Origin of the sequence: Leptospira kobayashii (genome assembly GCF_003114835.2) — a bacterium.
Classification (GTDB): Bacteria; Spirochaetota; Leptospiria; order Leptospirales; family Leptospiraceae; genus Leptospira_A; species Leptospira_A kobayashii.
The window spans coordinates 693,690-705,973 of sequence record NZ_AP025028.1 but is presented as its reverse complement, the minus strand read 5'-3'; the positions used below and the strand labels follow the sequence as shown (position 1 = coordinate 705,973).

Annotated in this window: 11 protein-coding genes; 7 read left to right on the top strand and 4 right to left on the bottom strand. The window is 40.3% G+C overall.

Annotation, left to right across the window (positions count from 1 at the left end; genetic code table 11):
• Nucleotides 1-48: 48 nt before the first annotated feature.
• Nucleotides 49-1,299 (top strand): beta-propeller fold lactonase family protein, encoded by a 1,251-nt coding sequence (locus DI077_RS03190; protein ID WP_167837168.1) that lies wholly within the window; start codon nt 49-51, stop codon nt 1,297-1,299.
• A gap of 308 nt (nt 1,300-1,607) precedes the next feature.
• Entirely contained in the window at nt 1,608-2,717 is a 1,110-nt protein-coding gene (locus DI077_RS03185) for a hypothetical protein (protein WP_135354908.1), read from the top strand.
• Here the strand turns inward: DI077_RS03185 and DI077_RS03180 are convergent.
• Entirely contained in the window at nt 2,666-4,993 is a 2,328-nt protein-coding gene (locus DI077_RS03180; RefSeq protein ID WP_109020857.1) for a hypothetical protein, read from the bottom strand. The genes DI077_RS03185 and DI077_RS03180 overlap by 52 nt on opposite strands.
• A gap of 23 nt (nt 4,994-5,016) precedes the next feature.
• Nucleotides 5,017-5,424, bottom strand: a complete 408-nt coding sequence (locus DI077_RS03175; protein WP_109020883.1) for a GFA family protein — start codon at nt 5,422-5,424, stop codon at nt 5,017-5,019.
• A gap of 192 nt (nt 5,425-5,616) precedes the next feature.
• Between DI077_RS03175 and DI077_RS03170 the strand changes: the two genes are divergently transcribed.
• The gene (locus DI077_RS03170) at nt 5,617-6,381 is read left to right on the top strand and encodes a UDP-2,3-diacylglucosamine diphosphatase (protein ID WP_109020858.1); all 765 of its coding nucleotides are present in this window, start codon (nt 5,617-5,619) and stop codon (nt 6,379-6,381) included.
• Nucleotides 6,382-6,557: 176 nt separating this feature from the next.
• Entirely contained in the window at nt 6,558-6,983 is a 426-nt protein-coding gene (locus DI077_RS03165) for an organic hydroperoxide resistance protein (protein WP_109020859.1), read from the top strand.
• Nucleotides 6,984-7,077: 94 nt separating this feature from the next.
• Here DI077_RS03165 and DI077_RS03160 read toward each other — a convergent pair whose 3' ends face one another.
• On the bottom strand, nt 7,078-7,935 hold the full coding sequence (locus tag DI077_RS03160) for an SDR family oxidoreductase (protein ID WP_174705644.1): 858 nt from the start codon (nt 7,933-7,935) through the stop codon (nt 7,078-7,080).
• Nucleotides 7,936-8,070: 135 nt separating this feature from the next.
• On the opposite strand from DI077_RS03160, the gene DI077_RS03155 reads away from it, so the two are divergent.
• The 3 genes from DI077_RS03155 to DI077_RS03145 all read left to right on the top strand — a co-directional run bounded on the left by DI077_RS03155 (nt 8,071) and on the right by DI077_RS03145 (nt 11,460).
• Complete coding sequence (locus DI077_RS03155) at nt 8,071-10,158, top strand: cellulase family glycosylhydrolase (RefSeq protein WP_109020860.1); 2,088 nt, start codon at nt 8,071-8,073, stop codon at nt 10,156-10,158.
• A gap of 270 nt (nt 10,159-10,428) precedes the next feature.
• The gene (locus tag DI077_RS03150) at nt 10,429-11,013 is read left to right on the top strand and encodes a DNA-3-methyladenine glycosylase I (RefSeq protein ID WP_109020861.1); all 585 of its coding nucleotides are present in this window, start codon (nt 10,429-10,431) and stop codon (nt 11,011-11,013) included.
• Between the two features lie 36 nt (nt 11,014-11,049).
• Nucleotides 11,050-11,460: a CoA-binding protein gene (locus tag DI077_RS03145; RefSeq protein ID WP_109020862.1), complete on the top strand. Its 411-nt coding sequence runs from the start codon at nt 11,050-11,052 to the stop codon at nt 11,458-11,460.
• Nucleotides 11,461-11,471: 11 nt separating this feature from the next.
• Here the strand turns inward: DI077_RS03145 and DI077_RS03140 are convergent, their stop codons facing one another.
• Nucleotides 11,472-12,284, bottom strand: coding sequence for a helix-turn-helix domain-containing protein (locus DI077_RS03140; RefSeq protein WP_109020863.1), 813 nt, complete (start codon nt 12,282-12,284; stop codon nt 11,472-11,474).

Below are 12,284 nucleotides of genomic sequence, written 5' to 3'. Positions count from 1 at the left end.
CTACTGTTAACTTCTGTAGCTTTTTTTATTATCACGATTCACTGTAAATTGGGTTTCAACAATCCTGCAGATCCTGCAAGCCTGGCATTCTTCAAAACGAATTTGGTTTCTACATATCTAAAAAGTCTAATTCCTCAGGAAATAGCACTCGTTGATGCGGAAGTGCCTCAATTTCTAGCATTGCTTTATCAGAAGCCCGGTGAAGTAGGTATCAAAGTCTGGAATGTCGATCCGAACTCCGGCCAACTAACTAGTACAATCGGAATGCAGGCGATTCCCCCGAACGCTCCCGGCAATGCACCTGTCATATTGGTGAGAATACCGAAAACCAGAGAACTTCTTTCCTCTTCCGGAGGAGGTGTTCCCACCAGTTTTAATAATATTTATACCTATCAAATACAGGATAACGGTTCGGTAAGTGTTGTAGGAACATCTCCTGAACCTTTGCCGAATTATATAACTGTAAATAAAGCGGGAAGTACCAACAATGTATATATATCCAGAGGGGCTTCCCAGGTTTTTCTATACACAAAAGATAAGTCCACTCATATACTCACCCAGAGTCCGTCCGTAAGTTATCCTTTCGGTACATACTGCGGGCCGAATTCCATAGTGGTAAATCCTACGGAAAAAAATATATTCGTAACCAATACTGCATTCGCTCCCGTATCATTGAGTATTTACAACCAAGATCCTTCCTCCGGAACAGTCACCATCGGCTCGGGCAGTCCCTTAACTTTGCCGGCCAGTCCGACATCGAACGATAATATCAATCTACATCCTACAAAAAATTACGTTTACACAACCATTGCCAATATCGCAGGACCGATCATAGGTTTTGCCTATAACCAGGATTCAACCGCGACAGCGATCCCCGGCTCTCCTTTTACACCTTCCAGCAGTTATTCGGCGACGAATGTATCCACCAGAACATTGACAATCGATCCTTACGGAAGATTTATCGCTTTTGTATATTCGGATGCATCAGGCAATAGACTCCAACTTTTGAAGATAGATTCCTCCACAGGCGCGCTCACTCCTACGGGATTTCCCATTGGTGTGGGGAACGCACCAAATAGTTTGACATGGGATGAAAGCGGTAGGTTTATTTATTTTCTTTCGAACACAGGCGGCTCCACAAATCAACAACAGCTTGAGATATATAAAGTCTCCTCTACCGGTGAGCTCACCCCCAGCCCGAGTTCTCCTACAACCCTCGGAGCGATGGGGGCTTTTGTTCCGTCGGGGCTTGCTTCCGTTACAAAAACAATGAAAGTCAAACCGGGGGAATATCCCTGATCCGTATATCCAAACCTTCTTCGATCGCAACTGGAATTTCGATTTTTTTCTATACGATTTATTTTTTCTCCGGCAACCACCTACCGGATGCTGATATCTACTATCATACCGCAATCGCCAAACTTTATTTAAACGATGGATTTGTAAGAATTCTCAGTTGGCCGGAATTCGGAATACAAAAGATCGCATTTACGGATTACCACTTTCTTTTCCATATTTTTGAAATACCTTTTTTGTTACTTCCCCTCTCGGAAACGAACTCAATCAGAATATTTTTACTTGTATGCTTGAGCTTTTCCTTGTATCAGATGTATTCTTTTTTAGAAGAAGAATCCGAATCCTTTCCCGTTTTATTTGCATCTTTATTTTTTACATTAGGCTCCCCTCTCTTTACAGGGAGATTGCTTTTCGGAAGAGGGATCGTTTTGTTTTTGGGATTCATCTTTCTTTATCTCAGAAAGCATAAAGAAAAAAATCGGATCTATATATTCTTGATCTCTTTCGTTTCCGTTTGGACTTACTCGGGTTTTCCGATCTTGCTTATCCTTTCTTTTTTCTTTTTACTGGGAGATTACCTTCGAACAAAAGAATTATCGTACAAACCGGTTCTTTATACAATCTCAGGTTTGACCTTAGGAATGATTCTTCATCCTTCCTTTCCCAATCAGTTCGAAGGATATTTTTTAGAATTGATAGTACAAGCTTTTCCGCCTTCCGATACCGAGGCTATTGCGGAATGGTTGGCCCCCGAAAGAAGTTTGATCTGGGGAGGTATTTGGTTTTTATTGATTTTCATCATCTATCATACATTTCACGGCTCTGAATTCTCCATTACCCAGAAAATATTTCTCAGCCTAACAATCATTTACCTTGTTTTTGGAATTTCTTCTTTGCGATTATTTGAATATTATTTTTTATTCGGATATTTGTTCTGCTTCAGTGGCAAACCGAGTCCGAGACAAATCAACTATGCGGGAATCGCAGTACTGCTTTTGATTCTCTTTCCAATCACTTACGGAAAAATGAAAGTACAATATGAATTTACAGATCCAAATCCTGCGTTCAATGCCGCCGACTGGATCAAAAAAAATCTGCCGGAAGAGAAAAATATTTTCTTATCATGGGGAGATTATCCTTACTTTGTGTTTCGAGCTCCTGAAAAGAATTATCTATTCGGACTAAATCCTATTTATGCATGGGCCTTTAATCAGAAAAAGTATATGTTACAAAGATCCTTTTTCGAAGGAAGCAGCTTGGATTACGAACAGATTCCGGGTATTTTAGGTTATAAATATGCAGTTATCAATCTAAATTATTATAAGCCTGTTGGGGATGCTTTGAAGCGGTCGAAAAAAGCGGAACTCGTTTATGAAAATAATAAATACCGGGTTTTTCGTATGATAGGAGCTAACAAATAAAAAACCGGAAGTAGGATCAAAGCCCATGTGATCCATTTTGAACGAAAACCGGAAAGAGAAACATTGATTTTTCCGGAACCATTAATGACTGCTATCTGGTGCGAATCCGACTGATAGAGTGATATTCCGCTACTTTCTTTCAACTCGGGAAAATATCCCATATTATGGAATTTCCAAGGATTTGTTTTTACTTGCGAATTTTTCAAATGTATTGCAATTCTTTTTTCTATATCAGGACTCCAATCCCATATATAAGGATCATTAGGTGGTGCTGGCACACCGAGCAGAACGACATGAATCCCTTTTTGTGCAAATGACTTTGCATAAGAGATCCCATCCAGACGGTATTTTGAATCTACGGAAAGAAATAGAAAACTTATATTTTGTTTCAAATCTTCGTCCGAAAGCTCGGAAGACGATTCCAGATTGACGATCCTTATGGAAATGTTATGGGAAACCAATCGGGCGAGAATCGTATTGGAATCTCTTAAAAAAACATCCGGCTTCACCGCAGTTTTGGACTGTAACCACGAATAGGACAGATATCCTCCCGGAAGGTTCGGTTTTTCGGAAGGATACAACAATTCCACAATCAGAAACGGACCGGATTGAAATAGAATTTTGAAATCATTATTTCTTATTTTTATGAATTCGTAGAACGGTGCAGTATGTCCGGTCAGATATTTTACTCCGGACCTTCTCAAGAACTCGGGCAGCTCGCCGTTTCTATTATCACCCGTTAGGCTGGATGCCCATAGGCTTTTCCAAGAGACATTCGTTCCCCAACGGAAAGTATGCGCAAGCCCGAATTCTTCCCAGTTAAAAGCAAGAGTCGGATACAACGAAGATTCCACAGTGAGTCCCAAGGCGTTTCTGAGCCCATGCTTTCTAAGCAAATTCGACCAAAAATGCGGAGTATCGAGGATAACACTCGTTCGAACGATTTCAGGAAATACGAGCGAACCTTTGGGTAGTTGTTCCAGAGCTTTTTCTGTTTCATGAAGATGGAACTCCATTTCTTGGGAAACATCCCTATCGGAAGATACTTCTTTCGGTTGAAAAAAGATAAAATTTCGTAACGTAAATAAAAATAAGAACACAAGTCCCCATTGCACTGGAAGTTTCCATTTCCAGCGAATCAGTATATGAAAAGCACCGAGTACGGATAACATGGAAAATCCGAGAAAAGCGGAATCAAAAGCCCTATAATTATGAATCATCAGACCGGGAATAATATATCCGAAAGTATTATCCAAAGACAACCAAAGAAAAAAGAAGGTGAAAATCGTCGCATATCTTCTTCCATTTCTATGTTTCAAATACCGAACACATAAGGAAATAAAACCGAATAATAAAAACAGGGAAACAACTCTTCCGCTTAACAGTAGTTCACGAATATACGCTACCAGAAAATTTTCGCCGTTCCCGGTAGAAGCTAATGCCACATCATAAGCATCTTTTCCCAAAATCGAAAGAAGAGGAGGATACGTATATCCGTAAAAAACCCCGCTCGTGTATTCGCTAAACTTCAGATAATTGTATAAAACCGGAAATGATAATATCAATATGGCGACAAAGAAAGAGGAATAGTATTTAAAGTTCCGAAACCAATCCTTGCGAAATACGATCAAATGAAGCAGGACCGCCAATCCCCAGAAAAAAGAAGTTAGAAAATGGGTGTATATAAGTAAGGAAGATATTAGGATAAACTTAATTCCTTCTTCCTTGGATTTTGTTTTACGAAAGACTTCCAAATGGGAGAGAGAGATCAATAAAAACCCATGTGCCAGTGAGGAGATGAATGTTCCTTGTTGCATTCCGATCGCACTTGTTCCTTGCAGCCCGTCACCCGAATAAGAAAAATAAAACAAAACAGAGGTCCCATAAATAGGGAGCTGATAAGAAAGGGGAAACCTGTTCAAAACAAATACGTTCAAGAAACGAATGATTGCATAAGCAAGAAGCGGGATGATTAAAAAAATACCGAACCCGAAAGCAAAAGGAAAATTAACGGGCAAGAAGATGGAAATAATATTCGTTAAAAAATAAAAGAAAGGTGGGTAAAAATAAAAAGCGGCGAACCCACCGAACCAACCCTCATCCCAAGCAAGAGAATTGAAACTCGCAAACGATTCCCGATAAACATTTGCTAACTGATAGTGTCCTCCAGTATCCCAACCTATAGGCTCCGTACCCGTAAGGTAATTGGAAAATTTCCAAAGGAAAAGCAGGCCTAAAAAGAAAACACTGCCGATTTTTATAACATTTGATTTCAAGACGATTGGCAATTCGATACTGTTTAAAGATGACGGATTTCGGAAGGTTCGTTCATCCAATTATTATTCAAGCCGTCAAAAAATCGAACAGGCGCTTCTATCAATTCCGAAGGTTCCGCATCATCCAAACTGGCAATCGAAATGGAGATATAATCTCCGCCGATTTCTTTCACATGACCTTTGGAATAAACTCTGATTCCGCAGTTTTTACAAAAATAATGTGCATTGCTTTTTGTCCCAAATTGATGGAAACTAAGGCTTCCTTCACCACTTAACAAACGAAAAGCGGCTGGTTTTATGATGGTAGACCAGTTTCTGACTTTTTTACAATAGGAGCAATTGCATTTTCCCGTGCCGAGACTGAGATCCAAATCCGCTTCGTATTTGACATCCCCACAATGACAACTTCCATGATAAGTTTTCAAACTCATATTTGTTCCTTTTGTCCGATATTCGGATTTCTTTTCAAGAACCAAAGTATACCTGAATGTCAATCATTCTCAAATGCATTTTTTCGAAGCGACTTAATATCTTTCAAAGGAACCGGAGCAAGATACTACTTGACAATGACTGATTTTTAAACGGGAATCAATACTTAGTAACTTTTATACAATCTTTCCGACATGAAAAAAATAAAATACAAATCCGTTTTTATTTCAGACCTTCACCTGGGTACCTCGCACTGCAAAGCCGGCTTATTACTGGATTTATTTAAAAAAATCAAATTCGAAAATTTATTCTTAATCGGTGATATTGTAGATCTTTGGGCGCTCAATTCTCATTGGTATTGGAACAAAGACCATGGGAAGGTAATTGAAAAGATTTTGAAATACAGTAGAAAACGAAATGTAAATTATATTTTGGGAAACCATGATATGATTTTTAGAAATCTTCTGTTAAAGAATGCATTTCAGTTCGGTGAAATTCCATTAAGCGATTATCTCATTTACAAAACAGTGAAAGGAAAAAATTTACTATTGATTCATGGCGATCAGTTCGACGGATTTATGAGAAACCTAGGCTGGTTGTATCATCTCGGCGACAAAACATACGACCTTGTCGTTTTCTTTAACTCGGTATTAAACCGATTCAGAAAATTTTTCGGAAAAGAATATTGGTCTCTTTCCGGATACTTAAAATCAAAAGTCAAAACAGTTCTCGCCAATGTTACAAAATTCGAATCCATCCTGGTTCAATATGCAAATGATCATAATGTGGACGGAGTCATTTGCGGACACACTCATACCCCAAGTATGACGACGATCGGCTCAACCATTTACATGAATGACGGAGATTGGGTCGACAGCTGTACGTTCATTGCAGAATCGTTAGACGGCCGGTTTTATCTCTTGGATCACAAACTGAGAGAGATCGCTCGCATAGATTGATGCAACGGTAATCAACCGAAACAATTTACAAAAAATCCTTTCCATCGGTGTTTTTTGCAAAAAAAACGAAATTTCCCTTGAAAATAGGATTGCATAAATATTGCGCACAATTTAATTTTAAACAATCTAATTAACGGAACAATCACTTGCTCCCGTCCTACTGTAAGGAGATACATATGACAAAGATTAAAGCGCTTTATACGGCTCACGCCAAAGCTACCGGAGGCCGTGAAGGAACCGGTGCGACTGATGACGGCAAGGTATCCGTAAAACTATCCACACCGAAAGAACTTGGCGGTGCAGGTGGCGAAGGAACAAACCCGGAACAATTGTTTGCCATCGGTTATGCTGCTTGTTTTATCGGTGCATTGAAATTTGTAGGTGGTCGTGACAAGGTAGCCGTGCCTGCCGATACTTCCATCGAGTCCAGCGTCGGAATCGGACCGACACCTGCGGGTTTCGGTCTTGAGGTAACATTGAAAATTTCCCTACCCGGTATAGATCCCGAAACAGCGGACCGGTTGATTGCGGAAGCTCATAAGGTTTGTCCGTATTCCAACGCAACCCGCGGTAATATCGAAGTCACACTCATTCGCGCCTAACGGATATAAGTTCATTTTGATCGGACTTGGAAGAAAGGACTTAATGTTTTTCTTCCAAGTCGTTTTCCGTAAGAGCCCTACCGGGATTCGGATTTTACTTCGAAACCGCCTTGTTTTTCTTTTTCAATCGAGCCTCCGCTCCCCGCAATTCGGAATCAGTAAGTCGAATCGCCCACTCCGGGAAATGTCTGAATAAAAAATATTGCAACCAAGAATCCCAGCCGGTGTATCCGATGAATTTTCGATTCGGAATCCACCTAACAATTGCATTAGCAACACTTTCGACGGAATGTACTTTGTTTAATGCAGAACCCATTTCCATTTCTTTCGTGATCGCAGGTTTGTCCTCATTCTCCCGAGCAAGTCCGGGAGTATCCGTCGTGGGAGGAAAAAACAATTTTACTTTCACATTATGAAACATCATCTCCTGGCGAAGGCCTTGGGCAAATCCCACGATTGCTTGTTTACTCGCAGCATAAGCTCCGTATCCGTAGATGGAAAAAAATGCAAGAGTGGAAGATAAAAAAACAATTTCTCCCGACCCTTGTCGTATGAATTGATTTTGGAAAGCAAGAGAAGTATTCACATGTCCGAAATAATTCACATCCATGAGTTTGCGATAAACGGAATCATCCAAGTTTGCCGCTTCTCCCACTTGCGCATAACCACTATTACAGATTAGTAAGTCAAGGCCGCCTAAAGTTTTGATTACATCCTTCGCTACGGATTCCACCTGTTTTTTATCGGAAACATCCAAAACCACATAACCAAAAACAGCTTCTGGGTTACCGACCTGTTTCAATTCGGCGACTGCTTTTTCCAAATTTGCCTGATTCCGAGCGCAAATGATTACGCTTGCCCCTTCTTTTGCCAAAGCGAGCGCGATTCCTTTTCCGATCCCGGCAGATCCTCCGGTAATGAAGACTTTTTTACCTTTGTATTTGTTATTCATTATGAATCCCTTTCTTCCCTTAGTCCGATCCCAGATCAACATCAATCTCCGAACATTTTTTTCACAAGACAGAATATTCTAATTTTTTAAAAAACGAGTTGGCATTTTTAAAAACGGTTCCTAAAATCACCTCCCATGAAGAGAACCCATTTATCCACGTTTGCCACGATCTTACTCTCTTTCTCCGCCTGTTTCCCCGATTCAGGAAAATGGAAAACTTCTGCTCTCGGTTTATTGCAACAAAGTTCGGGACAAAATGAAAATGCGGATACCCGAAATCAATCTGCAAATTCAAGAGCGAACAATGTTTCGGTTACAATGCATTCTTTGGATTACTCCGATACCGGCCCGGAAAGAGAAATTTTCATTTCCGACAAAACCAATAATAACATCACGGATAAAATTTTCATAGATGGCTTGGGGCGCGAAGTCTCATTTCGCGGTTTCAATATTTCAGGAAATATGAAATTAGCGGAGCACGGTTTCAAACCTTTTCAAAACGAATCGGATGCGGAGATAGCATTTGCAAGACTCGGCAAAACAACAGGCTCCAATATCATTCGATTTACGATCGCATGGGAAGGAGTTCATCCTTCCGTAGATACGATCGATTATACCTATTTGGATGCGATCATCGCGCAAATGCGAAAGGCTACTGCGAAAAAAATGTACATCCTTTTGGATTACCATCAGGATTTATTTTCCAGACATCTATTCAATAAAAATTCCTGGCATACCGGAAATGGAGCTCCCGTCTGGATCACGAAAGGCGGATCTTACCCGAGCGAATATTGCGGATTCATTTGCGCAAGCTGGAGCCAAAACAATCTAACCAATGAAGCAATCCGCCGAGGTTTTCGTAATTTTTGGAATAACTCTTCTCTTTCCACTTCCGCCGGTACAAGAAATATGCAAACCGAATTCATCTGGCAAATCGGGAAAACATCTTCTTACATCAAAGAAAAGTTAACTGCAGAAGAATTCGCTTATGTATTGGGGCTCGATCCGTTCAACGAACCTGTCGACGGGGGAATGGAGGGATTAACTCCTGCAAGCTGGGACAATCAGAAACTTTGGCCAATGTATAGAAAAGTCCGAACCGTGTTGGACCAGAACGGTTGGGAAAATAAATGGGTATTTGCCGAACCGTTGGTATTCTGGAATACAAACGTTGGTTCTGCGATTGTTCCTCCAACGGGAGGAGGCCATCTTCTCACTCCGCCTGGTCCGGGTTTTGTATTCAACTCCCATTTTTACGACGCAGGCAGAATGGGAACCGATCTGACTGGAATCGACAACGCCACTTATTTCAAATATTTGGACGAGATCAGAAAAGAATCACGTTTCTTGAATATTCCGGTTTTCTTAAGTGAATTCGGTATGTGGCTCAAAGGAACGGGAGCGAAAGACACTCCCAGAATGCTGAATGCAGTCTATCAGGCGATGGAAGTTTCCGACGGAACTCAATCCTCCAAAACAAGATTCGCTGATTTTTATAACCCCATTGTGTCCGGAACGGAATGGCACTGGGATTATTATTATAACAACCACCACGAGTATATGAATGGAAACACTTCCAAATTGATCACAACCAAAGATGCTTGGAACGAAGAGGATTTTTCCGTGGTAGGAAATTACGGAACAAGTTTCAATGTAGACTCTCGTGTGATACAAAGATCTTACTTTCGCAGATCCCAAGGTCGTGTGATGAGCTCTCATTACAACGCAATCGGATATGATACTTGGAATAATGTTTTCCAATGGGCTGCGATCAGACCGGGAGATACGGAAACAAAATATTTCGGAGACAGAAGGTTTATGATTCTTATCTGGAAAGGAAGAAACTCGGATGCTCCTACGGAAATCTATCTACCTCCCCATATCGATCCCAATCAAACGGTGCTTATTTCCGAAAAAAGAATTTATAATAAATCACTTCCCACCTCTCCGAACCAAGAGCCAAACGAAGCGATTTTTATAAACGATCGAAATAGAGAAACAGGTTCAGGCAATCTCGTTGTTTTATGGGACGACCCCGATCAAGAAGAAGATCTTACCTCTTCCTATCATTATGTATTGTTAGTTGATGCCCAAGGGATCTCTCCAGGCAACCCAATGTTACAAGATTTACAAACCAAGTTAAACAATCGAATTCTCTTGGAACGAAAAAGCCCTATTTACTTTACGGGAAAAATGACATATTCGGGTTATCCTGCGGAATGATAAAATCGGCGGTTAAGGTCGGGCGTTCCCGATCAAACGAATGATACGACTAATATCGATTAGGGGTCGGGCTACTCCGGGGTGCGCTGACGCTCCCGTCCGACTTTGCAAAGCAAAGATCGGACCTACGCCCTACATATCCCTTACGCGGTAAAAAGAAAATGATATATGAGATTCATCGGTATTATTTTTTTGTATATGAATACCCTTAGTATTGTATTAGGGATAAAATTTCGTAATGATCAGTGAGGAGTAATCGATTTGATTGATATGCCTATAAAAGAAAAAAACAGATGCTCCTGGTGTTTGAATTTCGATCAATACATCAAATATCATGACGAAGAATGGGGTGTTCCCGTTCATAATGATCTTATACATTTTGAATTTTTGGTTTTGGAAGGAGCGCAAGCAGGTCTGAGTTGGGCGACTATCCTGAAAAAACGGGAAGGTTATAGAAAGGCATTTGCCGATTTCGATCCTGAGAAAGTGGCCAAGTTCACTGAAAAGAAATTGGAAAAAATATTACTCGATCCCTCCATCGTTAGAAATCGTTTGAAGGTTTATGCAGCGGTTAATAACGCCAAAAGGTTTTTAGAAATTCAAAAGGAATTCGGTTCCTTCGACAAATACGTATGGAGTTTTGTAAACGGAAAACCCATCGTCAATCGTAGAAAAACCTTAAGGGATGTACCTGCCACAACGAAAGAATCGGATGCACTGAGTAAAGATCTGATCAAACGAGGATTCAAATTCGTAGGTAGTACTGTAATCTATGCACATATGCAGGCAACCGGTTTGGTGAATGATCATTTAGAAGAATGTTTTCGCTATAAGGAAACTTCTAAACTGAAATAAGAGTCTAAGATAAGTAATGTTTAGAACGGCAAAAATATGAATGTCAAAGACAATGAAATTAAAGATATATTAGTAAATTATAAAAAGATTGCAGTGTATGGTCTTAGTCATGACCCACAGAAAGCAAGCCATTATGTGCCCGCCTATATGAGAGGGCAAGGTTGGGAGATCGTAGGAACATACCCAAAAATTCACGAAGTGAACGGATTCACAATTTATAAGAATCTGAGCGAAGTACCGCCAGCTTTCAGAAAGTTTGTCGACGTATTTCGAGGTTCGGAGTCCATCCCGACAGTAGTCGATGAAATACTTTCCATCGGTGGTGTGGAGGTTTTATGGCTTCAACTTGGGATTTCCCACCCCGAAGCGGAAGCACGCGCAGAAAAAGCGGGAATCCGAGTCGTATCTAACCGATGTTTGATTATTGAACACAAAAAGTATTTTTAAAGTTCAGTATCTTACCTGCACCTGACAAGTTCGTTTGCACGAAGTTCCGATGCAGTCATCCCCGTTTCCTTTTTAAAAGCCTCATAAAAGTTTGAAAGCGATTTGTAACCAACATCAAATCCTACATCACTTACATTTTTATCCGGAAATTCGAGCAGGATTTTTTTAGCTTCGTTGATTCTATATTTGTGAACGTATGAATTGAAAGTGATATTCATCCTTCCGTTTAAAAATTCGGAAAGTTGTCTCGGGTGCAAATCGAGTTTTTCCGCCAAAACTTCCAAGGAAAGATCCTCATCCAAATAGATTTTTTCCACATCCATCAGATGATTCAAACGAGTTTGTAAATCTTCCAGATTTACTTGCAATAAACGTGTTTTTGCATACTGACCGATCTCCAATCTCGGAGTTTCTTTCATTGGTATATGACGTGTAAATTTTTTATTCAACTTCGGATCATACATACGGCGAAAGGAATCATATCTTTCCAAAGCCAAACGAAGGCGGTCTTCCAAGACAGGCTTGGCAATAAAATCAATCACACCGTATTCGAATGCAGACAATGCCTGATCCGTGTTACCCGAAACAACAATGGTAAGAATATTAGTAGTGGGAACGGTTTTCAGTAAATCAAAACCATTTTCCCCGAACAGATTCAGATCCAAAAATAAAAGATCGATCCCGCCTTCTTTTAAATAATTTCCCGATTGAATGAGAGAAGTCTCGTGGAATATGGCTTCGATGTCATTACCCAACACCTTTTCCAAAAGCTGCTTAAGATATCTTGCATGTACCGGTTCGTCTTCAACGATTAAGATATTCAT

What these genes read in the sequence shown, in the direction of transcription:
- DI077_RS03185 (WP_135354908.1), top strand. Translation starts at nt 1,608, where the DNA reads ATGTATTCTTTTTTAGAAGAAGAATCCGAATCCTTTCCCGTTTTATTT.
- DI077_RS03175 (WP_109020883.1), bottom strand. Translation starts at nt 5,424, where the DNA reads ATGAGTTTGAAAACTTATCATGGAAGTTGTCATTGTGGGGATGTCAAA.
- DI077_RS03170 (WP_109020858.1), top strand. Translation starts at nt 5,617, where the DNA reads ATGAAAAAAATAAAATACAAATCCGTTTTTATTTCAGACCTTCACCTG.
- DI077_RS03165 (WP_109020859.1), top strand. Translation starts at nt 6,558, where the DNA reads ATGACAAAGATTAAAGCGCTTTATACGGCTCACGCCAAAGCTACCGGA.
- DI077_RS03160 (WP_174705644.1), bottom strand. Translation starts at nt 7,935, where the DNA reads ATGAATAACAAATACAAAGGTAAAAAAGTCTTCATTACCGGAGGATCT.
- DI077_RS03155 (WP_109020860.1), top strand. Translation starts at nt 8,071, where the DNA reads ATGAAGAGAACCCATTTATCCACGTTTGCCACGATCTTACTCTCTTTC.
- DI077_RS03150 (WP_109020861.1), top strand. Translation starts at nt 10,429, where the DNA reads ATGCCTATAAAAGAAAAAAACAGATGCTCCTGGTGTTTGAATTTCGAT.
- DI077_RS03145 (WP_109020862.1), top strand. Translation starts at nt 11,050, where the DNA reads ATGAATGTCAAAGACAATGAAATTAAAGATATATTAGTAAATTATAAA.
- DI077_RS03140 (WP_109020863.1), bottom strand. Translation starts at nt 12,284, where the DNA reads ATGAATATCTTAATCGTTGAAGACGAACCGGTACATGCAAGATATCTT.